At 64.6% G+C, this 23,761-nt stretch carries 24 protein-coding genes and 1 tRNA gene; 13 read left to right on the top strand and 12 right to left on the bottom strand.

Annotated elements, in window-relative coordinates:
* Nucleotide 1: 1 nt before the first annotated feature.
* Both ACYQ3M_RS08720 and ACYQ3M_RS08715 read left to right on the top strand, forming a co-directional pair.
* Nucleotides 2–1,696 (top strand): NADPH-dependent assimilatory sulfite reductase hemoprotein subunit, encoded by a 1,695-nt coding sequence (locus tag ACYQ3M_RS08720; protein WP_460035691.1) that lies wholly within the window; start codon nt 2–4, stop codon nt 1,694–1,696.
* 21 nt (nt 1,697–1,717) lie between these two features.
* Nucleotides 1,718–2,110 (top strand): GYD domain-containing protein, encoded by a 393-nt coding sequence (locus ACYQ3M_RS08715; protein WP_460035690.1) that lies wholly within the window; start codon nt 1,718–1,720, stop codon nt 2,108–2,110.
* A 45-nt stretch (nt 2,111–2,155) separates the two neighbouring features.
* On the opposite strand, the gene ACYQ3M_RS08710 is transcribed toward ACYQ3M_RS08715, so the two are convergent.
* Nucleotides 2,156–5,050, bottom strand: a complete 2,895-nt coding sequence (locus ACYQ3M_RS08710; protein WP_460035689.1) for a proline dehydrogenase family protein — start codon at nt 5,048–5,050, stop codon at nt 2,156–2,158.
* Nucleotides 5,051–5,117: 67 nt separating this feature from the next.
* Between ACYQ3M_RS08710 and ACYQ3M_RS08705 the strand changes: the two genes are divergently transcribed.
* Together ACYQ3M_RS08705 and ACYQ3M_RS08700 are read left to right on the top strand one after the other, a co-directional pair.
* Nucleotides 5,118–5,729, top strand: a complete 612-nt coding sequence (locus ACYQ3M_RS08705; protein ID WP_460035688.1) for a glycine cleavage system transcriptional repressor — start codon at nt 5,118–5,120, stop codon at nt 5,727–5,729.
* Nucleotides 5,730–7,094 (top strand): PFL family protein, encoded by a 1,365-nt coding sequence (locus ACYQ3M_RS08700; RefSeq protein WP_460035687.1) that lies wholly within the window; start codon nt 5,730–5,732, stop codon nt 7,092–7,094. It begins immediately after the preceding gene.
* Nucleotides 7,095–7,137: 43 nt separating this feature from the next.
* Here ACYQ3M_RS08700 and ACYQ3M_RS08695 read toward each other — a convergent pair.
* Nucleotides 7,138–7,230: transfer RNA gene (locus ACYQ3M_RS08695), tRNA-Ser, on the bottom strand.
* A gap of 56 nt (nt 7,231–7,286) precedes the next feature.
* Between ACYQ3M_RS08695 and ACYQ3M_RS08690 the strand changes: the two genes are divergently transcribed.
* From ACYQ3M_RS08690 to glmS, 8 genes are read left to right on the top strand one after another with little or no spacing between them, the layout of a single operon-like run.
* A complete protein-coding gene (locus ACYQ3M_RS08690; RefSeq protein ID WP_460035686.1) occupies nt 7,287–7,781 on the top strand; it encodes an aminoacyl-tRNA deacylase in 495 nt (164 codons plus the stop codon).
* Between the two features lie 15 nt (nt 7,782–7,796).
* Nucleotides 7,797–8,513: a ceramidase domain-containing protein gene (locus tag ACYQ3M_RS08685; RefSeq protein WP_460035685.1), complete on the top strand. Its 717-nt coding sequence runs from the start codon at nt 7,797–7,799 to the stop codon at nt 8,511–8,513.
* Nucleotides 8,514–8,518: 5 nt separating this feature from the next.
* A complete protein-coding gene (gene nagZ / locus ACYQ3M_RS08680; protein WP_460035684.1) occupies nt 8,519–9,544 on the top strand; it encodes a beta-N-acetylhexosaminidase in 1,026 nt (341 codons plus the stop codon).
* The gene (locus tag ACYQ3M_RS08675) at nt 9,541–9,933 is read left to right on the top strand and encodes a hypothetical protein (protein ID WP_460035683.1); all 393 of its coding nucleotides are present in this window, start codon (nt 9,541–9,543) and stop codon (nt 9,931–9,933) included. The genes nagZ and ACYQ3M_RS08675 overlap by 4 nt, the downstream gene beginning before the upstream one ends.
* Nucleotides 9,920–10,486: a hypoxanthine-guanine phosphoribosyltransferase gene (locus ACYQ3M_RS08670; RefSeq protein ID WP_460035682.1), complete on the top strand. Its 567-nt coding sequence runs from the start codon at nt 9,920–9,922 to the stop codon at nt 10,484–10,486. The genes ACYQ3M_RS08675 and ACYQ3M_RS08670 overlap by 14 nt, the downstream gene beginning before the upstream one ends.
* Complete coding sequence (locus ACYQ3M_RS08665) at nt 10,471–11,211, top strand: S-methyl-5'-thioinosine phosphorylase (protein ID WP_460035681.1); 741 nt, start codon at nt 10,471–10,473, stop codon at nt 11,209–11,211. The genes ACYQ3M_RS08670 and ACYQ3M_RS08665 overlap by 16 nt, the downstream gene beginning before the upstream one ends.
* Nucleotides 11,212–11,252: 41 nt before the next feature.
* Nucleotides 11,253–12,614: a bifunctional UDP-N-acetylglucosamine diphosphorylase/glucosamine-1-phosphate N-acetyltransferase GlmU gene (gene glmU / locus ACYQ3M_RS08660; RefSeq protein WP_460035680.1), complete on the top strand. Its 1,362-nt coding sequence runs from the start codon at nt 11,253–11,255 to the stop codon at nt 12,612–12,614.
* 12 nt (nt 12,615–12,626) lie between these two features.
* Nucleotides 12,627–14,456, top strand: coding sequence for a glutamine--fructose-6-phosphate transaminase (isomerizing) (glmS, locus tag ACYQ3M_RS08655; protein WP_460035679.1), 1,830 nt, complete (start codon nt 12,627–12,629; stop codon nt 14,454–14,456).
* 8 nt (nt 14,457–14,464) lie between these two features.
* Here the strand turns inward: glmS and ACYQ3M_RS08650 are convergent, their stop codons facing one another.
* The 6 genes from ACYQ3M_RS08650 to ACYQ3M_RS08625 are packed head-to-tail and all read right to left on the bottom strand — an operon-like array spanning nt 14,465 to nt 19,450.
* On the bottom strand, nt 14,465–15,310 hold the full coding sequence (locus tag ACYQ3M_RS08650; protein ID WP_460035678.1) for a DMT family transporter: 846 nt from the start codon (nt 15,308–15,310) through the stop codon (nt 14,465–14,467).
* A complete protein-coding gene (locus ACYQ3M_RS08645; RefSeq protein ID WP_460035677.1) occupies nt 15,307–16,512 on the bottom strand; it encodes an ABC transporter permease in 1,206 nt (401 codons plus the stop codon). Before ACYQ3M_RS08645 ends, ACYQ3M_RS08650 begins: the two co-directional genes overlap by 4 nt.
* A complete protein-coding gene (locus tag ACYQ3M_RS08640) occupies nt 16,494–17,198 on the bottom strand; it encodes an ABC transporter ATP-binding protein (protein ID WP_460035676.1) in 705 nt (234 codons plus the stop codon). Before ACYQ3M_RS08640 ends, ACYQ3M_RS08645 begins: the two co-directional genes overlap by 19 nt.
* Nucleotides 17,195–18,442: an efflux RND transporter periplasmic adaptor subunit gene (locus ACYQ3M_RS08635; protein WP_460035675.1), complete on the bottom strand. Its 1,248-nt coding sequence runs from the start codon at nt 18,440–18,442 to the stop codon at nt 17,195–17,197. Before ACYQ3M_RS08635 ends, ACYQ3M_RS08640 begins: the two co-directional genes overlap by 4 nt.
* A gap of 7 nt (nt 18,443–18,449) precedes the next feature.
* Nucleotides 18,450–19,007 carry an NUDIX hydrolase gene (locus ACYQ3M_RS08630; protein WP_460035674.1) on the bottom strand — a complete coding sequence of 186 codons (558 nt, stop codon included), beginning with the start codon at nt 19,005–19,007 and terminating at the stop codon, nt 18,450–18,452.
* Nucleotides 19,004–19,450, bottom strand: coding sequence for an Rsd/AlgQ family anti-sigma factor (locus ACYQ3M_RS08625; protein ID WP_460035673.1), 447 nt, complete (start codon nt 19,448–19,450; stop codon nt 19,004–19,006). The genes ACYQ3M_RS08630 and ACYQ3M_RS08625 overlap by 4 nt, the downstream gene beginning before the upstream one ends.
* Nucleotides 19,451–19,560: 110 nt before the next feature.
* On the opposite strand from ACYQ3M_RS08625, the gene ACYQ3M_RS08620 reads away from it, so the two are divergent.
* Nucleotides 19,561–20,349, top strand: coding sequence for a M48 family metallopeptidase (locus ACYQ3M_RS08620; protein WP_460035672.1), 789 nt, complete (start codon nt 19,561–19,563; stop codon nt 20,347–20,349).
* Here the strand turns inward: ACYQ3M_RS08620 and ACYQ3M_RS08615 are convergent.
* From ACYQ3M_RS08615 to ACYQ3M_RS08600, 4 genes are read right to left on the bottom strand one after another with little or no spacing between them, the layout of a single operon-like run.
* Nucleotides 20,342–20,893, bottom strand: coding sequence for a PqiC family protein (locus ACYQ3M_RS08615; protein WP_460035671.1), 552 nt, complete (start codon nt 20,891–20,893; stop codon nt 20,342–20,344). The two genes, ACYQ3M_RS08620 and ACYQ3M_RS08615, sit on opposite strands and share 8 nt — an antisense overlap.
* The gene (locus ACYQ3M_RS08610) at nt 20,890–21,870 is read right to left on the bottom strand and encodes an MlaD family protein (RefSeq protein ID WP_460035670.1); all 981 of its coding nucleotides are present in this window, start codon (nt 21,868–21,870) and stop codon (nt 20,890–20,892) included. The genes ACYQ3M_RS08615 and ACYQ3M_RS08610 overlap by 4 nt, the downstream gene beginning before the upstream one ends.
* Nucleotides 21,867–22,622 carry an ABC transporter ATP-binding protein gene (locus ACYQ3M_RS08605; RefSeq protein WP_460035669.1) on the bottom strand — a complete coding sequence of 252 codons (756 nt, stop codon included), beginning with the start codon at nt 22,620–22,622 and terminating at the stop codon, nt 21,867–21,869. The genes ACYQ3M_RS08610 and ACYQ3M_RS08605 overlap by 4 nt, the downstream gene beginning before the upstream one ends.
* 3 nt (nt 22,623–22,625) lie before the next feature.
* Nucleotides 22,626–23,753, bottom strand: a complete 1,128-nt coding sequence (locus ACYQ3M_RS08600) for an MlaE family lipid ABC transporter permease subunit (protein ID WP_460035668.1) — start codon at nt 23,751–23,753, stop codon at nt 22,626–22,628.
* Between the last annotated feature and the right edge of the window lie 8 nt (nt 23,754–23,761).

Genomic DNA, 23,761 nt, shown 5'->3' with positions numbered 1-23,761 from the left:
TATGCTAAAACGCGACGCCGATCTCTCTCAACCCTTGGAAAAGCTTCATCCCAACGAAAAGATCAAGCACCAAAGCCGCTATCTTCGGGGAACCCTTGCCGAAGGTTTGGAGGACCGAATAACGGCAGGCTTTCCGGAAGAGGCCGATCGGCAGCTGCTCAAATTTCACGGCATCTATCAGGAAGAGAACCGCGATTTGCGCCAGGAGCGCCGCCAAAAGCGGCTGGAGCCGGCGTATGAGTTCATGGTCCGGCTGCGCCTACCCGGCGGAGTGGCGACCCCTAAGCAGTGGCTCGCCTTGACCGAGTTGGCGCAGCGTTACGGCAACGGGAGCTTGCGCCTGACTACGCGCCAGACCTTCCAATTTCACGGGGTGCTGAAATGGCACCTAAAACCCTTGATTCAAGGCGTGTGCGCGGTCCGGCTCGACAGCCTCGCCGCCTGCGGCGACGTCAACCGCAACGTGATCGCCACCGCCGATCCGTTCCGCTCCAACGTCCACTTTAAGGTCTGGCAGCTGGCCCGCAATTTGAGCGAACACCTGCTGCCTAAAACGCGCGCGTATTTTGAGATCTGGCTGGACGGCGAGAAATTGGCTGAAGGGCCCAAAGGCGAGGAAGAGCCGATTTACGGCACCACTTATCTGCCGCGTAAGTTCAAAATCGCCCTGGCCGTTCCCCCCGACAACGACGTGGACGTGTTCGCCCACGATTTGGGCTTCATCGCGATCGTCGAGGACGGCGAGATCGCCGGTTTTAACGTGACGGTAGGCGGCGGCATGGGCCGCACCGACGGCGACCCGGCCACCTACCCCAGACTCGGGGAGGTGATCGGCTCTTGCCGGCCAGAACAGGTGATTCAGGTCGCCGAGGCGGTGGTTTCGATCCAACGCGATTTCGGCAACCGCCAAAACCGCTCCCGCGCCCGCCTCAAATACACGCTGGATGTTCACGGGCGCGACTGGTTCGTCGGCGAGCTGGAAAAGCGCCTGGGCTTTGCGCTGGCGGCCGCGCGCCCGTTCGTTTTCACCCGCCGCACCGATCCTTTCGGTTGGTTCCAGGGGCAAGACGGCAAGTGGCACTATGGCTTGTACGTCGAGTGCGGGCGCATCCAGGGAGAGAGGCTGCGCGCCTTGGCGCGGATCGCCGAAGAATTCACCGGCTACTTCTGCCTGACCTGCAATCAGAATTTGATCCTGGCGGGAATCGAAGAGCGGGATCGGCCCCGCCTGGAGCCTTTGCTCGAGGAGTTGGGTTCTTGCCGCCAAGAATCCCCTTCCCGGCGCGCCTCGCTGGCCTGCGTGGCGCTGCCCACTTGCAACCTGGCGATGGCGGAGGCGGAGCGCTACTTTCCGCGTTTCATGGAGCGCTTCGAGCAGCTTCTGAATTCCTATGGCCTGCAGGAAGAGGCGATCACCGTCCGCATCAGCGGCTGTCCCAACGGCTGCGCCCGCCCTTATCTGGCCGAGATCGGCCTAAGCGGCCGCGCGCCCGGCAAGTACAATCTGTACCTAGGCGGCGGCGGCGACCGCCTGGCCACGCTGTACCTGGAAAATATCGACGAGACCCGCATTTTTGCGGTGCTCTCCCGCTGCCTGCAGCAATACGCCAGCGAGCGCCAAGACGGCGAAGGCTTTGGGGAGTTTCTGGTCCGGAGCGGATGGCACGAAGCCAAACCCACGCTCTTGGAGAGCTAAGAACTCAAGAGGAGATAGGCGATGGCGAAATACTTCCTGGCCTGCCGCATTGGGCCAAAGCTATTGTCCACCGCTCCGGCTCTGGGCGAGCTGGGGCAGAGAATCCAGCACAAACTTCAGCATTTGGCGCCTTGGGCCACCATCGAAAGCTACTACGCCTTGCTTGGCCCCTACGATCTGCTCTATCTCTTAGAGGCTCCAGACAACGCGGCTGCTATGAAAGTGGCGATGATCGTGCGTTCGCTCGGGATCGCCCACAGCGAGATCTGGCCGGCCATAGAGGCGACGGCCTTCGAGGCGTTGGCTGGAGAGTTTGCTGCGCACAGCCAAGAATACGAGCGCAAGCTCGAAGAGGCGCTGGAGGAGAGCTTCCCGGCCAGCGACGCCCCTGCCTGGACCGGCGTTAGGATCTGATCTCCATTGCGCGCGGGGATGCGTTGGCGCCGCTTGGTTCGACAATTAAGGTGCGTCCGGGACCAAGCCGTGGCGCAGGGTGTTCTCGCTGACCACCCGGGTCCACAAGAACTGCTTTAGGTAATCTTCTCCGCCGGCCTGAACGCCCAGGCCCGACAGCCGGACCCCGCCGAAGGGCTGCACCCCTACCCGGGCGCCGGTAATCCGCCGGTTAAGATAGAGGTTGCCCACGCGGAAGCGCTCGCGGGCCAGTTCCAGATGCTCGGGCAGGCGCGAGAACACCCCGCCGGTCAAGGCGTAATCGGAATCGAGGGCGAGCTCGAGCGCTTCCTTAAAGCTCCGGGCGCGCAGCACCGCTAGAATCGGGCCGAAGATTTCCTCCCGCGCCAGCCGGTGGTGCGGCTCGATGTCGGTGAAAATCGCCGGCGGGCAATAATGGCCGTCCTCTGGGACCCGGCCAAGATAATAGAGCCTCCCCTCGCGCCGGCCGAGTTCGATATAACCCAAGGCCTTGCGCCGGGCGGCGGCGTGGATCAGCGGGCCGAATTGAAAGGCCGGATCCTCCGGCGGACCGTAAGGATGGCTGTCCAGGGCGGCGGCGAGGCGCTCCACCAGTCGGTCGTGCACCCGGCCCACGGCGATCAGGCGCGAGCAGGCCGAGCACTTCTGGCCCTGATAGCCGAAGGCGGAATGAAGGATTTCGCCCACCGCCTCGTCGAGGTCGGCGTCTTCGTCCACGACGATGGCGTTTTTACCGCCCATCTCGGCGATCACTTGTTTGACGTGCCGCTGCTCCGGTGCGGGCGTGTACGCCTGCTGGAGGATTTCAAGGCCCACCGCGCGTGAACCGGTGAAGGCGATGAGGTGGACGTCGGGATGCTTGACCAGGTACTCTCCTATGACCGGCCCCTCCCCCGGCAGGAACTGGCAGACCCCCGGAGGAAATCCGGCTTCTTCTAGGACTTCCTTGAGCCCGTAGGCGACCAGGTTGGCGGGCGAGGCCGGCTTGACGATGGCGGTGTTACCGGTCACCAAAGCGGCGCAGGTCATCCCCGTGAGGATGGCCAGCGGGAAGTTCCAGGGCGAGATCACCACCGCCACCCCGCGCGGCTCATAGCGCAGGTGGTTGCGCTCGGCAGGGAAACTGACCGTCTCGCGCCAGTCGGCCAGGCGCTCCATCTGCCCGGCGTAGTAGCGCAGGTAATCGACCGCCTCGGCCACGTCGGCGTCGGCTTCGCGCCAGTTTTTGCCCACCTCCAGCACCTGCCAGGCGGCCAGCTCGTCGCGGCGGGCTGCCATCGCCTCGGCCGCCTTGCGGCACAAGGCGGCGCGCTCGGCAGGCGGGGTGTCGCGCCAGGCAGGGAAAGCCCGGCGGGCGTTTGCGACCGCCTGTTCGGCCTGGGCGATCCCGGCGACCGCCACGTGTCCTAGGATCTCCCCCGGCCGCGCCGGATTGCAGGAAGCCGTCCATCCCACCCCTTCCGGAGCCGCTCCCGGGATGGCGAGCAGGTAGCGCCCGCCGAGCTTTGCGCGCACGCGCTCGAGCGCCTGTCGAAACCGCGCTTCGTTGGCGGCTTGGCTGAAGTCGCGCAACGGCAGGTTGACGAATCCTGAAGGCCGCGCTAGGGGCGGTGCCTCCCCCGCCGCAGGCGGGGCCAGCAGTTGGTCCAGCTCGGCGCCTTCGACGTAGGCGTGGCGGAGGATCGAGGTGTTGGCGGTGTTTTCGATCAGGCGGCGGATGAGATAAGCGATCCCGGGCAGCAGCTCGCCGACCGGCAAATAGACGCGCAAGGCCAGCCCCATGGCGGCGACCGCGTGGCGCAAGGGTTCAGCCATCCCGTACAGCATCTGGATCTCCCAGGCGGACGCAGAGAGGCCACGCCGGTCGGCGGCAGCGATGGCATAAGCGAGGCTACGCAAGTTGTGGCTGGCGACCGCCGGGTAGACCAGATCGCTGCGCGCGAACAGTTGATCCAAAAGCCGTTCGTATTGGGCATCGGTGGCGCCTTTGGTGAGAAGCACGGGGACCGGCCAGCCGCGCTGGCGGGCGAGGGCGACTTCGGTGTCCCAGTAAGCGCCCTTGACCAGACGCACCGCCAGGCGCTTGTTGCGCTTTTCTGCCCAAGCGAGAAGGTCTTGGAGGTCTTCCGGGGTGTCCTTGAGATAGGCCTGCAGCGCGATGCCTGCCTGCCAGCGGCCGTCGCCTTCGGCTTCGACTAGGTCTTTGAACAGGCGCAGCGTCAAAGGTTTGAATTCGTACTGCTCCATGTCCACCGTCATCCCCCCGCCGAGCTCGCGCAGCCTGGCTAGAATCGGCATCAGGCGGGCGAACACCCGGCGGCGCACGCCGGGATAATCGAGGGGATCAAAGCGGGCGGTCAAGGCCGAGAGTTTGATCGAAAGGTGGACCGGGGGCCGGCCGGGAAGCCCTGGGACAGCGGCCAGCTGGTCGAGCAAGGCCAGATACCGCGCCGTATAACCCTCGCACTCGCGCTCGCTCAAGGCGGCTTCGCCCACCGCGTCTAGAGTCACCGCCGCCGGCAGGCGGGTAAGCTCGGCAAGCACCGGCTGTAAGCTTTCCGGCCGCTCCTCCGCCACGAACTGGCGGGCCAGGCGGGAAACGATCCGGCGCACGGCAGAAGCGGCAACAGGAAGGCCGCCCAAGGCGAACAGCCGGCCCCAAAGCCCCCCGAGACGGTTGGCGTAAGCTTTAAGATAACTTTGAAAATGCTCGGCGATTTCCTGCTCGGATGCAAGCGCCGGCAAAACGTCGACGAACTGAAACAGCGCCGTGCGCAGCGCTGCGTCACGCATCGCCGCTTGCAACACGCGGCCGCGGAGGCCGCGGGGATCGAACAGCGAAGGCGGCGCGTGGCCGGCCAAGCGCTGAAGTTGTTTGCCCACGGCCTGGATTTGCGCTTCAATTGAAAGTTGCTGCATAAGCCATGCGAATCGAGCGCTTAGACCGTATACTACAGTACTTTAATCTTAGGCTTGGATGGAGTCGATGAGAAACGGCGAGCTGGCAGAAACGGCGGTAGACTATATCATCACGGTGATGGCCAAGGACCGCCCCGGGATCATCGCCGCCATCACCCGGGCGGTGTTCGAGCTCGGCGGCAACGTGACGGAACTGAGCCAGACGGTGATGCGTGGGTATTTTACCCTCATCTTGTGCGCGAGCCTGCCGCCTAACCTGGAACCTGAGGAAATCCGGCGGCGGATCGAGACGGCCGAACCGGAGTTGGCGCTTTCGGCCTGCGTGCGCCGCTACGACCCGGTCCCGGCGTTCGTGCCGGAGGAGGAGGCGGGGACTTATTTTCTGACCATCCAAGGCAAGGACCGCCCCGGGGTGATCGCGCAGGTGACGAGCTATCTGGCCTCGCAAGGGATCAACGTCGAAGACCTCTACACCCGCACCTTAGGGGACGAGATCACCATGATCCTGCAGATCCGACCCAAAGATAAGCGCTCGGCCGCGCGCATGCGGCTCGACTTGGAAGCGCTGGGGCAGGAACTTAAGATCCAGCTGCACCTGCTCCACCAGGACATCCTGCGCGCCACCAGCGAGGTGGGAGCGATCCGGCGGCTGGTGCGGCTGGGCGCGGAGGGAAGATAAATGCGCACCGAAGACATCCTCATGACCTTGCGCATGTTTCAGGACGAGAACTGCGATGTGCGCACCATTACGCTGGGCATCAATCTCCTCGACTGCGCCGGGCCTTCCATCGATCTGGTATGCAAAAAGGCGCGCCAGAAAATCCGCGACTTGGCCGGCCGGCTCGTGGAACAGGGGCGCCGGATCTCGGAGCAGTACGGGATTCCGATCGTAAACTATAGGATCGCGGTCTCGCCGGTCTCGCTGTGGGCGGCGGGCCACGGCGCGCCTGGCATGGTGCAGGTGGCCAAGGCTTTGGACGCCATCGCCGCCGAGATCGGCGTGGACTTGGTGGGCGGTTTTTCGGCGAGCGTGGAAAAAGGCGCCACCGCCGCCGATCAGGAGCTGATCCAAGCCTTGCCTGAGGCGCTGGGGAGCACCGCGCGCGTCTGCGGGGCGCTGAACGTGGCCTCGTCCCGCGCGGGGATCAACATGGACGCCATTTTGGCGGTCAGCCGGTCGATCAAGGCCCTGGCGGAGCGCACCGCCGCCAGCGACGGATTCGGCTGCGCCAAGCTGGTCGTGTTCGCGAACATGCCCGAAGACAATCCGTTCATGGCCGGGGCCACCCACGGCGTGGGCGAGCCCGAATGCGTGCTCAACGTGGGCGTCAGCGGCCCGGGGGTGGTCAAGCGCGCGGTGGAGCGGCTGCGCGCGGCGGAAACCCGGCTTACCCTGGGCGATCTTGCCGAAGAGATCAAGTGCACGGCTTACCGCGTCACCCGCATCGGCGAGCTCATCGGCACCGCCCTGGCCGAGCGCCTTAAAATTCCGTTCGGGATCGTGGATTTGTCGCTGGCGCCTACCCCGCGTATCGGCGACTCGGTGGGGGAGATCCTCCAGATGTTGGGAATCGAGCGGATCGGCGCGGCGGGGACCACCGCGGCGCTGGCGCTGTTGACCGACGCGGTCAAAAAGGGCGGCGCGTTTGCTTCTTCCTCGGTGGGCGGGCTGTCGGGGGCGTTCATTCCCGTCAGCGAGGACGCGGTCCTGGCGCAGGCCGCTGCCTCCGGCAGCTTGTCCTTGGAGAAGCTGGAGGCGATGACCAGCGTCTGCTCGGTGGGTCTGGACATGATCGCGATCCCTGGCGACACCTCGGCCGAGACCATCGCCGGGTTGATCGCCGACGAGTGTGCGATCGGGGTGATGAACCACAAGACCACCGCCTGCCGGCTGATTCCGGTTCCCGGCAAACACCCCGGCGAGCGCGCCGTGTTCGGCGGGCTGTTTGGGGAGGCTCCTATCTTGCCGGTCCGCAGCGGCGGCGAGGGCTTTGTCCGCTTCGGCGGCAGGATCCCGGCGCCGATTCACGCGCTCAGGAACTAGGCACGAAAACCCCGGCGGTAGCCGCCGGGGCCTTTGTTCAGGCTGGCGGAGAGGGAGGGATTCGAACCCTCGATACCCCTTTTGGGGGTATACACGATTTCCAGTCGTGCTCCTTCGACCACTCGGACACCTCTCCAGAAGCTGCACATTATAAGGGGATTGCGTTTTATATGCATCACTTTGGAGTTGGCCATGCTTTCTGCTTTCGATTCTCCCGTCACCCGTTTGCTTGACCGGCTGGGCATCGCTTACCGGCCGATCGAGATCCCTCTGACCCCGGACCGCAAACCCGTGCGCACGCTGGAAGAATGGATCGCTGCCCAGGGTGGGGATCCGGGCTGCATCGTCCGCAGCCTGGTGTTTCGCACCGGCGCGGGAGAATTCGTCCTGCTTGCCCTCGCCGGCGGCGGCCGGGTCGACTGGGGAAGGCTGCGCAAGTATTTGGGCGAGCGCCGCTTGACCTTGGCCGAGCCGCAGGACGTGCTGGCGGCGACCGGGTTTCCGATCGGCGCGGTCCCACCCTTGGCTCTGCCCCAGAGCGTTCGGGTGTTGGTGGATGAAGGGGTCTTTGCGCGCGCGCAGGCGGTGATCGGCAGCGGCGTTCTGGGGTGGGCGCTGGAGTTGGCCGGCGCGGATCTACGCCGAGCGCTGGCAGAGGCCGAGGTGGGAAGTTTTGTCCAAGCCTAAACTTGGGTTTGGGACGTGCCGAGCGCGTGGCGTTACCTCCTGGTGTATGGCCTGATTGCCGCAGCGCTGATCGGCGCCTTAATGCTGGGACCGATCCCGCAGGACCCTACCTACCATCGCTTTGCCGACAGCCGCGCCTGCGGGGCGCTGCCCAACTGCCTCAACGTGCTCTCCAGCCTGGCGCTGGTTGGGGTGGGTGGGTTTGGGCTGCGCTCGGCGAAGTCCGCGCCCGCTCCTTTTAAGCCGGCGTTACGCGTGTTCTGGTGGGGAGTGGGGCTGACCGGTCTGGGTTCGACGTGGTATCACCTAGCGCCGGATGCTTCCCGCCTGGTTTGGGATAGGCTGCCCATGACGCTGGCGTTTATGGGGTTTTTGGCGGCGGTGCTGATCGATCAGTTTCAGCTCAAGGCGTGGATCCTACCCGCCTTGATCGCCCTCGGCTTGGCCAGCATCGCCGTCTGGTGGGCGTTTGACGATCTGAGGCTGTATGGTTTGGTGCAGTTTTTGCCGCCGGTGATCGTCCTTGCGATCTTTGCCTTGTTTCCTCCGGGCCGGCTCGCGCGCCGCCCGGTTTATTGGGGATTGGCGTGCTATGCGGCCGCCAAGTTCGCCGAGCGGCTCGATGCGGAGATTTTCCTTGGCACCGGTTGGATCAGCGGGCACACCCTCAAACACCTGTTGGCGGCGCTGGCGGCGGCGTGGATAATGGCGATCTTGAAGACTGCAAAGTGAGTGTCATGCCCGAGCCGATTGTTGCGCCTTTCATGCTCGATCTCGAAGGTGCGGAGCTGACCGCCGAGGAGCGCTCTAAGCTTGCCCACCCCGGCGTGGGAGGGGTGATCCTGTTTACCCGCAACTATCGCGATCCGGCCCAGCTTGCCGAGTTGGTCGCCGCCATCCGCTGCGCGGCGGGAAAACCTATCCTGATCGCAGTCGATCAGGAAGGCGGCCGGGTGCAGCGGTTCCGCCAAGGCTTTACCCGCTTGCCGGCGGCGGCGCGGTTTGGCGCCCTGTACCGCGAGGATCGCCGAGCGGCGCTCGCCGCGGCGGAGGCGGCCGGGTTCCTGATGGCGGCGGAGCTGCGCGCGCTGGATGTGGATCTGAGTTTTGCCCCGGTGCTGGATGTGGACCACGGAGTGAGCGCGGTGATCGGCGATCGGGCGTTTGCCGCCGAACCGGAGGCGGTCGCGGCGTTGGCCGGAGCGTTCGCCCGCGGGATGCGGCGCGCCGGGATGGCGGCGGTGGGCAAGCACTTTCCCGGCCACGGCGGCGTGGCCGCCGACTCCCACCTGAGCTTGCCGGAGGACGGGCGGAGTTTGGCCGAACTGGAAGCCTGCGATCTGTTGCCGTTTCAGCGCCTGATCGCGGATGGGCTGGAAGCGGTGATGTGCGCCCACGTGCGCTATTTGGCCGTGGATTCCCTTCCGGCGGGGTTTTCTGCGGTTTGGATCCAAACCCTCCTGCGGCAGCGGCTGGGATTTGCCGGGGCGGTCTTTAGCGACGATCTGGCGATGGCGGGGGCGGCGTGCGTGGGCGAGCTTAAGGCGCGCGCCGAGGCGGCCCTGGCCGCCGGATGTGATATGCTGTTGGCGTGCAATTGCCCGCACGAGAGCTTGGATCTGCTCGATAGCGTCGCCTGGCGGCCCGATCCCGAACGCGGCGCCCGTCTGGGCCGGCTGCGGGGGCGTAAGGTCCCGCTGGCGCCGGAAGCGCTCCAGGCAGCGCGGCAGGTGGTTGAAGCCCTAAGCTGGAAGGAATCATGACTAAAGTGCAAAAGTTTTTATTGGGAATCGTCGGCGGCCAAGGGGTGCTGCTGTTGTTTTTCGGGGCGTTTGAATTTGAAAAGGTCACCGTGGCCATGTACGCAGGGATGTGGCTCGGCATCGCGATCGCGCTGCTGGGCCTAAGGCGCGCCAAACCGCACTGGTACACCGAGGTGCTGGCTGGGATTTTCGGCGTGCAGGCGGTGACGTTCATCGGTTTAGACCTGGCGCGGGCGAAGCCGGATTGGGTCGAAAGCGCCGGGTTTTTGGCCATCGGCGTGTGGATCGGGGTGCTGATCGGGCTGCTGCTCAACGCTTTGGACGCGCTGGAAAAACGCTTGGCCGCCTTGGAGGCGGCAGAAAATCGAGCCGACGATGAGTCCGCTTGAGGAGATCGAACGCGTCCGCGCGCGCGCCGAAAGATTGTATCCCCCAGAGGCGGTCGAGGCGGCTCTGGCGCGCATGGCGCGAGAAATCAGCCGCGATCTGGCCGCGCTCAACCCGGTGGTGCTGTGCGTGCTCAACGGCGGCATTATCGTCACCGGCAAGCTGCTCCCCCAATTGGCTTTCTCGCTGGAGCTCGACAGCGTGCACGCCACCCGTTACCGGGGCCGCACCCAAGGCGCGAAGCTGCACTGGCTGCACGAGCCGAGCCTAGAGCTTGCCGGGCGGCAGGTGTTGCTGGTGGATGATGTGTTGGATGTAGGAATCACCTTGGCGGCGATCCGCGATTATTGCTTTAGCCGCGGTGCCTTGGGAGTGAAAATCGCGGTGCTGGTGGACAAGCAGCTTGCCGAACCCAAACCCTGCCGCGCCGACTACGTGGGGCTAAGGTGCGGCGACCGCTATCTGTTCGGGTACGGGATGGACTACAAGGGGTATCTGCGCAACGCGCCGGGGATCTTTGCGGTGCGGGAGGAAGAAGAATGCGACTGGCGGTGATCGGCGGGTCGGGCTTGAGCCGTCTGGAGGACTTCGAGCAGGTACGGCGCGAAACCGTCTTGACCCCTTATGGAGCGCCCTCGGCGCCGCTCTCTTTTGGCCGCCTGGGGGGGATGGAAATCGTCTTTCTTGCCCGCCACGGCGAAGCGCACACCCTCGCCCCCCACCGGATCAATTACCGCGCTAACCTCGCCGCCCTGAAGCAGGTCGGCGTCACCCACGTGATCGCAGTGGCCGCCGTCGGCGGCATCACGCCCAAGATGGCCCCCCAGACGCTGGTCGTGCCCGACCAAATCATCGACTACACCTACGGCCGCGCCCACACTTTTTTCGAGTCGGCAGACGCCCCGGTCACCCACGTGGACTTCACCTATCCTTACAGCGCCGAGCTGCGGCGCAGGCTGCTTGAGGCGGCCCGCGGCTGCGGGCTGGAGGCGATCGACGGCGGCTGCTACGGCTGCACGCAGGGGCCGCGGCTGGAGACCGCCGCCGAAATCCGGCGCATGGAGCGCGACGGCTGCGACGTGGTGGGGATGACCGGGATGCCGGAAACGGCCCTGGCCCGCGAGCTGGAGCTTGAGTATGCGTGTCTTGCGCTGGTCGTCAACTGGGCGGCCGGCAAAACCGCCGGGATCGTGACGCTGGCCGAAATCGAGCAGCACCTGCGCGAGGGGATGAAAAAGGTCCGCAAGGTGCTAAAAGCTTTCCTGAGCGATTTGGAATAGGCTATGCTTTGATTAGGTTCCCGTTCGAGCTGAACCCGCTTATGCCGTTGAACATCGTCATCCTCGCCGCGGGCCAGGGAACGCGCATGCGTTCCGAGCTGCCCAAGGTCTTGCATTGCCTAGGGGGTAAGCCGCTGTTGCAGCACGTCTACGAGCTCGCCCGCGAGTTGGCCCCGGAGCGGATCGCCATCGTCTACGGCCACGGCGCCCAACGCGTCTTGAGCCGCTTCGCCGATTGGCCGGTGGTCTGGGTGGAACAAGCTTTGCAGTTAGGCACCGGACACGCGCTGCAACAGGCCTTGCCGCATCTGCACGAAAACGCCATGGTTTTGGTGTTGTACGGGGATGTGCCGCTCTTGCGCCGGCAGACCTTGGCCGGGTTGCTCGGCGCCGTCGGCGAAGAGCGGGTGGGCTTGTTGACCACGACCTTGACCGATCCCACCGGCTACGGGCGCATCGTCCGCAACGCCCAAGGCGAGGTGGTGCGCATCGTCGAGGAAAAAGACGCCCGCGCCGAAGAGAAGGCGATCTTAGAGGTCAACACCGGCGTCCTGGTGGCTCCGGCTGCAAAGCTCAAAACCTGGCTGGCCAGGCTCGACAACGCCAACGCCCAGGGAGAGTACTATCTGACCGACGTGGTCGCGCACGCTTTGGCCGACGGCGTCGCGGTCATCAGCTTTCCCGCGCCTGCCGATGAGGTCGCGGGGGTCAACGACCGGCGCCAGCTCGCCCAGCTTGAGCGCGTGTACCAGCGCCGCCAGGCCGAGGCTTTGCTGGAGCGGGGGGTGACGCTGCGCGATCCCGACCGCTTCGACCTGCGCGGTCGGGTCGAGGCGGTGGGGCGCGACGTCGAGATCGACGTCAACGTCGTGCTCGAGGGCCGGATCGTCCTCGGCGATCGGGTCAGGATCGGCCCCAACGTGGTCCTTAAGGACGTGGTCGTGGGCGAGGAGGTGGAAATCCTGGCAGGCAGCCTAATCGAGCAGGCGCACATCGGCCCCCGTTGCCGCATCGGGCCGTTTGCCCGTATCCGCCCGGAGACGCAGTTGGCCGAAGAGGTGCACATCGGCAATTTCGTCGAGGTCAAGAAATCGCGCATCGGCGCAGGTTCTAAGGTCAACCACTTGAGCTACATCGGCGATGCGGAAATCGGCGCCAGGGTCAACGTCGGGGCAGGCACCATCACGTGCAACTACGACGGGGCAAACAAACACCAAACCATTATCGAAGACGGCGCTTTCATCGGTTCCGACACCCAGCTGGTGGCGCCGGTGCGGGTCGGGCGCGAGGCCACCATCGGCGCCGGCTCCACCATCACCCAGGACGCCCCCGCAGGCAAGCTGACTTTAAGCCGCTGTCGGCAGATCACCGTCGAGCATTGGCAGCGTCCGAAAAAAACTTGAGGGAGGAAGGTTATGTGCGGCATCGTCGGCGCAGTGGCGCAAAGAGACGTGGTTCCGATCCTGATCGAAGGCCTAAAGCGCTTGGAGTATCGCGGTTACGATTCGGCCGGGTTGGCGGTTTTGGACAACGGCCAGATCCGCCGCTGCCGCAAGCAGGGCAAGGTGGCTGAGCTCGAAGCGGCGCTGGCGGCCAATCCGTTCTCCGGCACCACCGGCATCGCCCATACGCGCTGGGCGACCCACGGGGTTCCCAGCGAGCGCAACGCCCACCCGCACATCTCCTGCAATACCGTGGCTCTGGTCCACAACGGCATCATCGAAAACCACGAGCGGTTGCGGGAGGAGCTTTTGGCCAAGGGCTACGAATTCACTTCCGAGACCGACACCGAAGTCGTCGTCCATGAAATCTACGATCGATTGCGCGACACCGATTCCCTGCTCGAGGCCGTCCGGGCGACGGTGAACCGCCTGCAGGGGGCGTATGCGCTCGGCGTGATCTCGATCCGCGAGCCGCACCGGCTGGTCGCCTGTAGGCGCGGAAGCCCCCTGGTGATCGGCTTGGGGATAGGCGAGTACTTCATCGCCTCCGACATCGCCGCGCTGCTTCCGGTCACCCAGCGCTTCGTTTTCTTGGAGGACGGCGATGTGGCCGAGCTTTCCTTAGAGGGAGTGCGGATCTTCGACGAGACCGGTCAGGAGGTCCAGCGCCCGCCTAAAGAAAGCCAGGTGCGTCTGGACGCGGTGGAAAAGGGACCGTATCGCCACTACATGCTCAAGGAAATCTTCGAGCAACCGCGCGCGATCGCCGAGACCCTGGAAGGGCGGTTCAACGGCCTGAAACTCGTGGAAGAGGCTTTCGGCCAGGCGGCGCCGGAGGTGTTCGATCAGACCCAAGCGGTGCAGATCCTCGCTTGTGGCACCAGTTACCATGCCGGTCTGGTGGCCAAGTATTGGCTCGAATCCTTGGCCGGGATCTTGTGCCAGGTGGAAGTGGCGAGCGAATACCGCTACCGCGAGCCGGTACTGTTGCCCGGCACCCTGGTGGTGGCGATCTCCCAGTCCGGGGAGACCGCCGACACCTTAGCCGCGCTGGAAGAAGCCAAGCGCCTCGGGGCGCAGGCGACGCTGGCGATTTGCAACGTCCAGGAGAGTTCGCTGGTGCGCGCCTGTGACCTGGCGCTTTTGACCCGCGCCGGGCCGGAGATCGGGGTCGCCTCGACCAAGGCCTTTACCACCCAACTGACCGCGCTGATGCTGCTCACCATCGCCTTAGGACGCCGCCACAAGCTCGACCGGGCGGCGGAAAAGCGCCTGGCTTCCCAGCTGTTTGCGCTGCCGGCGCAGGTGGAAGACGTGCTAGAGCTCAACGATAAGATCCAAAGCTTTGCCGAGCGCTTTGCCGACAAGCGCCACGCTTTGTTTCTAGGCCGCGGCAGCCATTATCCGATCGCTTTGGAAGGGGCGTTGAAACTCAAAGAGATCTCCTACATCCACGCCGAAGGCTATCCGGCGGGGGAACTGAAGCACGGGCCGCTGGCTTTGGTCGATGCCGAGATGCCGGTGATCGCGGTGGCGCCCAACAACCGCCTGCTCGAAAAACTCAAGTCCAACCTGCAGGAGGTGCGCGCGCGGGGCGGGGAACTGATCGTGTTCGCCGACGAAACCATCGACGTCCAACCCGATGCGCAAACCCACGTGCTTACCGTCACGCCGGCGGAAAACGAGCTGGCGCCGGTGGTGTTCACCGTGCCGCTGCAGCTGCTCGCCTACCACGTCGCGGTGCTCAAAGGCACCGACGTGGACCAACCCCGCAATTTGGCCAAGTCGGTGACGGTGGAATAAAAAGCCGCCTACTGGGTGGACAGGGAGGGCGGTTCGCGTCCGACCAAGACTCCGGCGGCCAGGATCAGGCCCATGCCGGCCGCTTCTGAAACGTTTGGCCGTTCGCCCCAAAGCAAATAGCCGATCAGGCCGGCGAACAGCAGGCTGGAGTAAGTCAGCGGGGAAACCTGCGAGGCCGGCGCCAGCGCCACCGCGCGGGTGATCCCGAGCTGGCCCAGGCTGCCTAAAAGCCCCATCGCCAGCAGCCACAGCCACTCTTCCCTTCGCGCCGCCAGGGTAGGTCCGACAAGCAACGGCAGGGCCGAAATGAGGGTGGAAAGCAAGGCGAACCAGGTCACGATGCGCGTGCTCGGTTCGCTCGCCGCCATGCGCTTGACCGCGGTCAAGGCCAGGCCGGCCAGGGCGCCTGAGGCAAGCCCGGTTAGACCTGCGAGGGAGAACGCCGCGGCCGAGGGTTGAAACACGAGCCCCAGCCCCCCCGCTCCGAGCAGCCAGGCGGCGATTCGGGTACGGGTCCAGCGCTCGCGCAGCCAGAGGGTGGCAAACAACGCCAAAAACAACGGCGAGGTGTAGTTGAGCAGCAGCGCGTCGGCGAGCGGCAGGCGCGCCAAGGCGTAGAAGTAAAGGTACATCGCCGCAAGTCCCGATCCCGCGCGCAGCAGGTGCAGGCCAAAGCACGGCGTGCGCAGCGAGACCCCCTGCTTGATAAGCAGAGGCAACAGAAACAACAGCGCCAGCGCGTTGCGGAAGAACACCAACTCGGCCTGGGGGAGGGCGGCGCTCAAATGCCGCACCACCGCCGCCATGCCGGCAAAGCTCGCCGCCGACACCAACGCCCAAACGATCCAGCTCATTCGTAGCGCAGCGCCTCGATCGGATCCAAGCGGGCAGCCTTGCGCGCCGGAAAGTAGCCAAACGCCACCCCCACCGCGACCGCGACCAGGAAGGCGAGGACGACGATGCCGCCGTTGAATACGAACGGCACTCCCAAGGCCCGCGCGAGTCCCAGCGAGGCGATGAGCGCGAGCAGGATGCCGAGCACGCCGCCAAATCCCGAAAGCACCACCGCCTCGATCAGAAACTGCCACAGCACTTCGTGCTCCAGCGCGCCGATCGCCAGGCGGATGCCGATCTCGCGGGTGCGCTCGGTGACCGACACCAGCATGATGTTCATGATCCCGATCCCGCCCACCAGCAGGCTTACCGCCGCCACCGCTCCGAGCAAGGAGGTGAGGATGCGGGTGGTGCCGGTCAGGGTGTAGGCGATCTCCTTCAGGTCCATCACGTAGAAATCGTCCTCTTGACCCGGCCCGATCCGCCGGCGCTCGCGCAGCAGGCGCTCGAGGTCCTGCTGCACCTTGAAAGTGGCTGTCCCTTCGCGGACCGAGACCTGGATCAAGGTCACGTCGCGGTTGCCGGCGATCCGGCGCCAGAAGGTTTTCAGCGGCATGAGCACCACGTCGTCTTGATCGGTTCCCATCACGCTTTGCCCTTTGGCCGCGAGCACCCCGATCACCTCGCAGGCGAGCTTGCCCAGGCGGATCTTGGCCCCAAGCGGGTCCTGGCGGCCGAACAAGCGCCTGTAGACGCTCGCGCCGAGGAGGCAGACCGGCTTGCCGGCGCGCAGCTCTCCGGCGCTGAACGGGCGGCCGCTCGCCAGCGGCCAGTTTTTCACGGCTAAGAATTGGTTGTCCACGCCGTAGATCGTGGTGGACCAGTTGGTGTTGCCGTAGATCGCCAGCGCCGGTTCCATGGCGCTCGGCGCGACCGCCGCTACCGCAGGAAGCTGGCGGCGGATGGCTTCGGCGTCCGCCAAGGTGAAGGGTTTGGCGTTGGAGCGCTGCCCGTAAGCCAGGCGCTGGCCGGGACGGACGACAAGCAGGTTGCTGCCGAGGCTGGCGATTTGTTGCCTGACCTGAAGGGTGGCGCCGTTGCCGACGGTGACCATGGTGATCACCGCCGCCACCCCGATCACCACGCCGAGCACGGTCAGCGCCGAGCGGAGCAGGTTGCGGCGGATCGCCCGCAGCGCCAAAATTAAGGCGTTTGCAAACATTCGCCGGAATCGCTTGCTATCAGGCCGTCGTGGAAGCGCAGGACGCGGCGGGCGAACTTGGCCATCTCGGCTTCGTGGGTGACCATGACCACGGTGACCTTGAGGTTGCGGTTGAAGCTGCAAAGCAGCTCCATGATTTCGTAGCTGCGCGCGCTGTCGAGGTTGCCGGTGGGTTCGTCGGCCAAGATCAGCTTGGGTTCGGTGACAATCGCGCGGGCGATCGCGACCCGCTGCTGTTGGCCGCCGGAGAGTTCGGCCGGGGTGTGCGCCTCAAAGCCTTTCAGTCCCACCCTAGCCAACGCTTGCCGCGCCAGCTCGCGGCGCCTGGCGGCGGGCACGCCTCGGTAGACGAGCGGCAGCTCGACGTTTTCCAGCGCGGTGGTGCGCGGCAGGAGGTTGAACCCCTGAAACACGAAGCCCAAATACCGCCGGCGCAGCCGGGCGCGGAAGTTGCGGCTTAAGCGGCTAACCGCCACGCCCAGAAACAAATACTCGCCGCTGGTAGGAACGTCCAGGCAGCCTAAGATGTTCAAACAAGTGGATTTGCCCGAGCCGCTCGGCCCCATCAGCGCCACGAATTCCCCGGCCTGGATGCGCAGGCTCACCCCGCGCAAAGCGGGCATGGCGGCCGCCCCTTGGCCGTACACTTTGGTCACGTTGAGCAGTTGGATCAGTGGAGGCGTCATTGGCCGGGCGCGACTATATCCACGACCAAGGGCGTTCCGGGTTGGATGTCTCCGGCTAGGATTTGCGTGAACGCGCCGTCGCTGGCGCCTGCGGTGACCGGAATAGGCTTTAAGGCGCCGTCCTGGACGACGAAGACCCGGCTTGGCAAATTGGCGCCGGATGTAGTATCCCGCCGCGTCGTCTTGGGTCTGGGGAACAACTTGGCGAATACGCTGCCGCCGGTTTCAGGCTTGGCTTCCTCGAGGATGGGTGGGGTAAAGCGCAGCGCCGCGTTGGGAACGAGCAGGGCGTCCTGGATCTTCTTGACCACGATCTCGGCGGTGGCGGTCATGCCGGGGCGCAAGGCCAAGTCGCTGTTGTCCACCGCGAGCACGGTCTCGTAAGTGACGACCCCGTCCACGATCTGCGGAGCGTAGCGCACCTGGGTGATGACGGCCTCAAAACGCCTCTCCGGATAGGCGTCCACGGTGAAGCTGGCTCTCTGCCCCTCTCGGACCTGACCGACGTCGGCCTCGTCCACCGCCACGTGCAGTTCCATTTGGCGCAAAGTCTCGGCCAGCACGAACAGCACCGGGGTCTGGAGCGAGGCGGCCACCGTCTGCCCTGGCTCGACCTGGCGCTTTAGCACGACGCCGGCGATGGGCGCGCGGATCACGGCTTTATCCAGGAGCCTTAGGTGCTCGTCGAGCTGCGCCTTAACCTCCTCGACCTGCGCGGCGGCCGAGGCTCGGGCGGCCTGGGCGCGCAAGTAGGCGGCCTGGGCGATCTCGTACTCCTCTTGGGAGATCAACTTGCGTTCCGCCAAACGCTGGGCGCGCTCGAGTTTGTTTTGGGTTTCAGAAAGCGTCGCCTCGGCCTCCTGGAGGCGCGCTTTGGCCAGCGCCAGAGCGGCCTCGATCTGCCGTTTTCTGGCCTCCAGCTGGGCGGTGTCGAGCACCGCCAGCACCTGGCCGCGCGCGACGCGGTCGTTGTAGTCTGCGAGCACGGTTTTGATGGTCCCCGACACTTCGGTTCCCACCTCGACCTGGTTGCGCGGTTTGAGCTCGCCGGTGGCGGTCACGGTGACGGTCAATTCTCCCCGCCGGGCCGGGGCGGTGATGAACTTGAGCCCCTGGTCGTCGCCCAAAATCCAGAAGGCGGCGGCGCCGAGCAGCCCCAGCGCTGCGAGCCAAGCTGCCTGCAGCCTGAACCTGCCTGGCCTAAGTTCCTGGCCTAGAAGCTGCTCGAGGTCGGTCTGGCCCATTTGCGCTTTAGCCGGCGCGCTTGGAAGGGGGTAGGGACGGGGGCAAGTGTTCGACCTTGACCTCGAAGCGCTGCTGCCTGCGGTCCTCCAAGAAGCATTCCAGAGTACGGCGGATGGTGGAGAAGGCCAGCTCCTGCCAGGGAATCTCGCTTGTGGCGAACAACTTGGCCTCTAGGCTTTCCGGACCGGGCGCGAACCGGTCGCTGAGCAATTTGGCGCGGAAAAAGAGGTGAATCTGATCGACGTGGGGCAGGCTGAACACGGTATAGAGTTTAAGCTCCGCCACCTTGGCGCCCGCCTCTTCCCAGGTTTCGCGGATGGCCGCTTGTTCCAAGGTTTCCCCCAGTTCCATAAAACCTGCCGGCAAAGTCCACAGCCCAAGGCGCGGCTCGATGGCGCGCCGACACAATAAGATCTGCCCTTGCCACTCCGGCAGGCAGCCGGCGATGATTTTTGGATTCTGGTAGTGAATGGCCCCGCACGCCTCGCACACAAAGCGCTCGCGGTCCTCTCCGGGAGGGATTTTGCGCACCACGCGGGCGCCGCAGTAAGAGCAAAATTTCATCGGAACATCGAGGCGATCAATCGGTCTTCCAACTCGATTCGAGTGGCCAAGGCTTCGCCGAGTTTCGACAATTCTTGCATCAGCACCGTAGGGTCGGAAAGCTTACCGGCTTCGTAGCACGAATTAAACGCCAGCGCCACCTCGGTGGCTTGGGCAACCGCCGGATACAGGGCTTTTGCGGCTTGGAGCACCTTTTGGCGGCGCTCGGTGCCGTTAACGATGCGTTGATAAAGGCCAAAGTGGCCAAGGGAGACGTAATCGATGAGCAGCTGGCAAAATCGATTCAGGATTTGTCCTAAAGGTTCGCGGTGTTGGTCGAAGGGTTTTAGTTCCGCCAGTTCCCAATACAAGGCCCACATTTGCCGACGCTCTTTGAGGAGCTCCTCGATCAGGTCGTTGGTTTTTTGGCGGCGTTCGACGCCCAGATAGGAAGTTTCGGTCATGACGAGCGCGGGTGCGTGTGTTAGATTTTTGCCTACTTTAGGCTATCTTTGCGCTTGCGGCAACGTTCCGTGGCCGGCCTATAACGATTTAAACCAACGGAGCCAAACGCATGATCCGTAACGTCTTATTCACGCTGGGGCTGATCGGGACGCTGGTGGCTTGCGCGACTTCGCCCACCGGGCGGTCGCAGCTGGTGCTCATGCCCGAGACGCAGTTGGCGCAGATGGGATGGCAAGCCTTTGAACAGATCAGGCGCAAGGAGCGGATCGAGACCGACCCGGAGATCAATGCGTATGTACGCTGCGTTGCCGAGGAGCTGACCCGGCCGCTGGGGGGACGGTGGCAGGTGAGCGTGTTTCGGTCAGATCAGGTCAACGCGTTTGCCCTGCCGGGCGGTTACATTGGAGTCTATACCGGCCTGCTCAAAGCCGCGCGCAACCAGCACCAGCTGGCGGCGGTGATCGGTCACGAGATCGGCCACGTGCTGGCGCGCCACAGCAACGAGCGCGTCTCCCAGGAATTCGCGGTGGAGCAGGCTTTAGGGCTGATTCAGGCGTTGGCCAGGCCCAGCTCGCCCACCGGCCAGCTGTTGATGGGCGCATTAGGGTTGGGGGCCCAGGTGGGGGTGCTGATGCCGTTTAGTCGCCTCCAGGAGGCCGAGGCCGACGTGATCGGCTTAGAGTTAATGGCCCGCGCCGGTTTTGACCCGCGCGAGGCGATTGCGCTGTGGCACAACATGGATCAAACCGGACGCCCGACTCCGCCGGAATGGCTCTCCACCCACCCCGCGCACGCTACCCGGATCCAAGCGATCGAGCGCCATCTGCCGCGCGTCCTGCCTCTGTACGAGGCCGCCCAAGCCCGGGGGCGGGCGCCGAGTTGTCGCCTTACTACTTGAGCTTTTCGGCGATGCGTTCGGCCAGCCCGTGTATGGCTGCGCCCATCGCCGCGACGAGGGCCGAATAACCGGACCCAACAACCGGCTGGACGATGGTCTCTTGCCGCCAGCGGGCATTCTTGTCATCGCGCCAGGCGGCGGTGAGCACGCAGCGATCAGGCTCAAGGCGGAAGTCCTGGACTTGGACCGTGACCGTCTGATTGACCGGCAGCGCCGTAGGCAGCAGAACTACCGTTTTACCCGGCAAGCGCGCGCGCAAGCTTTGCGCGAGCACCCGGCCAAAGCCTTCCGCGAGCGGCTCGGCCCAGCGGTGGAATTCGGCCAGCGTCACCCGGCCGTCGGGTTCCACGGTTACGATCTGGGGCCGGTCTAAATAGCGCGGCAGGCGGATCGGGGCAAGGCCGACCGTTTCCTGTCCTAGAACCGCTTCCGGGGCGGATTGGGAGCTAGGCAGAATGTAGAACTGGGTGGACGGACTGCGGCCGGTAAAGGCGCAGCCGCTGCAAAATACCAAAAAACTCAAAGCGGTAAAGCACCATTTCATCGCTGATTCTCCGGTTTGCCACGCAGTAGGGCTTCGGGTTGGGTTTGCAGCATCTCGGTGAGGACGCGCATCTCCCGCGCTGTGCTGCGTACCTCTTCCAGGGTGGTGACGAAGTCGGTGACGGCGGAGGCGTTGGGGCCAAGCGTCTCGGTCAATGCGCGGAAAGTCTGTTCGGCCTGCTGCAAGGTACCGCGTCCCTGTTGCAGCAGCGGGGCCAGTTCGGCGTCTATGCGCGTGAGCAAGCTCTGGGAGACGGCCAGGTTTTGGTCTAGCCGGGCGCCCACTTGATCTAGGCGCGATTCCAACTTGGTCGTGAGGTGATTGAAGCGATCGAGGGCCTGGTCTAATTTTTGGATCGAGGTCTTCCACTGCGGCTGGCTGAGTATTTCTTCGAGATGGGATAAGGTGGAGTTCACCGTGCGCATGGTCTGCTGCAGAGGCAGTTGGCGGATCTCGCGCACGAGGTCGCTGATGGTGTTTTCGATCTCTTCCTGGCTGGAGGGGATCGAGGGGATCTCCGCAAGCCCCTTGTAGGCTCCGACCAGGCGCATAGGCGTTTCGGGGTGGAAGTCCAGGTCTACGTAGAGCTGGCCGGTGACTAGGCTCTGCAGCTTGAGCTGGGCGCGCAGGCCTTCCTGGATCAAGTCGCCTAGCGCCGGGCGCTGCCAGGGAAAACCGGGTTTGCCCTCGATCTTGAGCGGCTCGAGATCGACTTCCAGCACCACGGGGGTAGTCAGGGTGCGCGCCTTGGGCTGGTATTGGACCAAGATCTCGGTCACCTTGCCCACCTGAACGCCGCGCATCTTCACCGGTGCGCCGAGGTTTAGGCCGTTGACCGATTCGCTAAAATAGACCACGCAACGCTCGCGCTCCGACCACAGCGTGCCGCCCGCAAAGAGCAGCAGGGCAACGAACGAAATCGCCACCGCCCCGAGCACGAACGCGCCGATCAAGGTAGGGTTGACCGACTTACTCATAAGCTTCCTCCGCGGGTCAAGAATTCGCGCACTTTTGGATCCGGGCAGGATTTCAAGAGCTCGCGCGGCGGCCCGTGGGCGATGGCGGTTCTGGCCGCGGGATCGAGAAAAATCGAGTCGGTTCCGAGCGTGAGGATGCTGGGCAGTTCGTGGGTGACCATGACTATGGTTGCTCCAAGGCTTGCGCGAAGTTCTAGGATCAGGTCGTCGAGGCGTTTGGCGCTTATGGGATCCAGCCCCGCCGAAGGCTCGTCGAAAAACAAAATTTCTGGATCCAAAGCGATCGCGCGGGCCAGACCGGCGCGCTTTTGCATGCCGCCGCTGATCTCGTAAGGATAGTAGTCCTCAAAACCCGCAAGCCCCACCAAAGCCAGCTTGAGCGAGGCCAGTTGGCGGATCTGCCGGGCGTCCAGATCGGTGTATTCGGCAAGCGGCAAAGCCACGTTTTCGGCCAGCGTCATCGAACTCCACAGCGCCCCGCTTTGGTACAAGACGCCGATCCGGCGCAGGATTTGCGCGCGCGTATCCGGGTCGGCGCGCCAGAAATCCACCTTGCCGTCATAGAGCACCTGACCTTGCGCGGGTTGCAACAGGCCCACCAGGTGGCGCAGCAGGGTGCTTTTGCCGCAACCGCTCCCGCCCATGATGATGAAGATCTCACCGCGGCCGATGGTGAAGTTCAAATCCTTAAGGAGGATGCGCTCGCCGTAGGCTAAGGTGAGATCGCGAACGACCAAGTGGGGTTCGGCCACGGCTTAAAAATCCAGGCGGGTGAACAGAATCGTCAGCAGGGCGTCGGCCACCACGATGGCGACGATGGCGGTGACCACCGCCGAGGTCGCTGCCTCTCCCACGCCCTGGGCGCTGCGCTGGCACTGGAGGCCGCGCAGGCAGCCGGCGGTGGCGATCAGGACGCCGAAGACCGCGGCCTTGATCAGGCCGACCACAGCGTCGTGTAGGCCCAGGGCAGCGCGCGTCTGGTGCAGGTACTCCAGAAAGGTGAGGTCAAAGACGCTCACCGCCGCCAGCGCTCCGCCTGCGATGCCGACCAGATCGGCATAGACGGTCAGAAGCGGCACCATGAGAACCAGCGCCAACATGCGCGGCAGGACCAGAAATTCCATGGGCGAGATTCCCAGCGTCTTGAGCGCGTCGATCTCGTCGTTGACCTGCATCGTGCCCAATTGCGCCGCGTAGGCGGCTCCGGTGCGGCCGGCCATGATCACCGCCGTCATCATCGCCCCCATCTCGCGCAGCATCCCCAGACCCACCAAATTGGCCACGTAGATCTGGGCGCCGAACAGAGAAAGCTGCACCGCCCCCACGTAGGCCAAGATCAAGCCGACCAGCAGGGCGATCAGGGTGACGATAGGCAGGGCACCGGGGCCACAGTCCTGCAGCAGCCCCCCCAGGTCCTGGCGGCGATAGCGGGCCTTGGCGCGTAAGAAACGCAGGAAGATGAGCGTGGCCTCGCCGATGAAGCGCGTAAATTCATAGGCTTCTTGCGCCAGGTTTAAAAACCTGAGGCCGATGCGCGCGAGCAGGGGCGGTTCGGTCTGGGCGCGGCTGACCTGGGGAGGGACAGCGGCGGCGAGCTCGAGCAAGCGCTTTACCCCTTGTGGAATCGCGGCCAGCTCCAGCGCTACGCCCTCGGCCTGACAGCGCTTTTGGAGTTGGTGCAAGAACAAAACCAAGCTGCTGTCCCAAAGCCCCAACTTCTCCCCTTCGACGATCACCCGTTTTGGCGGGTTTTGCAACGCCGCCGCGATTTCTTCGCTGGTCGGGTGCGGGGCGGCCAGCAGCCAATCGCCGCTCAAGCTGAGCACGAGGTCCTCGCCTAAAGGACGCAGGGCGACTTGGGCAGCGCGGTGAGAAGTTGGCATAAGGGGAA

Source organism: Methylothermus subterraneus (assembly GCF_054656915.1).
Note: the sequence above shows the minus strand (reverse complement) of the source record. Positions and strands in the feature narration are given on the sequence as shown.

Excerpts from the sequence above, each read along its gene's own strand:
- ACYQ3M_RS08720 (WP_460035691.1), top strand. The coding sequence starts at position 2 with ATGCTAAAACGCGACGCCGATCTCTCTCAACCCTTGGAAAAGCTTCAT.
- ACYQ3M_RS08715 (WP_460035690.1), top strand. The coding sequence starts at position 1,718 with ATGGCGAAATACTTCCTGGCCTGCCGCATTGGGCCAAAGCTATTGTCC.
- ACYQ3M_RS08710 (WP_460035689.1), bottom strand. The coding sequence starts at position 5,050 with ATGCAGCAACTTTCAATTGAAGCGCAAATCCAGGCCGTGGGCAAACAA.
- ACYQ3M_RS08705 (WP_460035688.1), top strand. The coding sequence starts at position 5,118 with ATGAGAAACGGCGAGCTGGCAGAAACGGCGGTAGACTATATCATCACG.
- ACYQ3M_RS08700 (WP_460035687.1), top strand. The coding sequence starts at position 5,730 with ATGCGCACCGAAGACATCCTCATGACCTTGCGCATGTTTCAGGACGAG.
- ACYQ3M_RS08690 (WP_460035686.1), top strand. The coding sequence starts at position 7,287 with ATGCTTTCTGCTTTCGATTCTCCCGTCACCCGTTTGCTTGACCGGCTG.
- nagZ (WP_460035684.1), top strand. The coding sequence starts at position 8,519 with ATGCCCGAGCCGATTGTTGCGCCTTTCATGCTCGATCTCGAAGGTGCG.
- ACYQ3M_RS08675 (WP_460035683.1), top strand. The coding sequence starts at position 9,541 with ATGACTAAAGTGCAAAAGTTTTTATTGGGAATCGTCGGCGGCCAAGGG.
- ACYQ3M_RS08670 (WP_460035682.1), top strand. The coding sequence starts at position 9,920 with ATGAGTCCGCTTGAGGAGATCGAACGCGTCCGCGCGCGCGCCGAAAGA.
- ACYQ3M_RS08665 (WP_460035681.1), top strand. The coding sequence starts at position 10,471 with ATGCGACTGGCGGTGATCGGCGGGTCGGGCTTGAGCCGTCTGGAGGAC.
- glmU (WP_460035680.1), top strand. The coding sequence starts at position 11,253 with ATGCCGTTGAACATCGTCATCCTCGCCGCGGGCCAGGGAACGCGCATG.
- glmS (WP_460035679.1), top strand. The coding sequence starts at position 12,627 with ATGTGCGGCATCGTCGGCGCAGTGGCGCAAAGAGACGTGGTTCCGATC.
- ACYQ3M_RS08650 (WP_460035678.1), bottom strand. The coding sequence starts at position 15,310 with ATGAGCTGGATCGTTTGGGCGTTGGTGTCGGCGGCGAGCTTTGCCGGC.
- ACYQ3M_RS08645 (WP_460035677.1), bottom strand. The coding sequence starts at position 16,512 with ATGTTTGCAAACGCCTTAATTTTGGCGCTGCGGGCGATCCGCCGCAAC.
- ACYQ3M_RS08640 (WP_460035676.1), bottom strand. The coding sequence starts at position 17,198 with ATGACGCCTCCACTGATCCAACTGCTCAACGTGACCAAAGTGTACGGC.
- ACYQ3M_RS08635 (WP_460035675.1), bottom strand. The coding sequence starts at position 18,442 with ATGGGCCAGACCGACCTCGAGCAGCTTCTAGGCCAGGAACTTAGGCCA.
- ACYQ3M_RS08630 (WP_460035674.1), bottom strand. The coding sequence starts at position 19,007 with ATGAAATTTTGCTCTTACTGCGGCGCCCGCGTGGTGCGCAAAATCCCT.
- ACYQ3M_RS08625 (WP_460035673.1), bottom strand. The coding sequence starts at position 19,450 with ATGACCGAAACTTCCTATCTGGGCGTCGAACGCCGCCAAAAAACCAAC.
- ACYQ3M_RS08620 (WP_460035672.1), top strand. The coding sequence starts at position 19,561 with ATGATCCGTAACGTCTTATTCACGCTGGGGCTGATCGGGACGCTGGTG.
- ACYQ3M_RS08615 (WP_460035671.1), bottom strand. The coding sequence starts at position 20,893 with ATGAAATGGTGCTTTACCGCTTTGAGTTTTTTGGTATTTTGCAGCGGC.
- ACYQ3M_RS08610 (WP_460035670.1), bottom strand. The coding sequence starts at position 21,870 with ATGAGTAAGTCGGTCAACCCTACCTTGATCGGCGCGTTCGTGCTCGGG.
- ACYQ3M_RS08600 (WP_460035668.1), bottom strand. The coding sequence starts at position 23,753 with ATGCCAACTTCTCACCGCGCTGCCCAAGTCGCCCTGCGTCCTTTAGGC.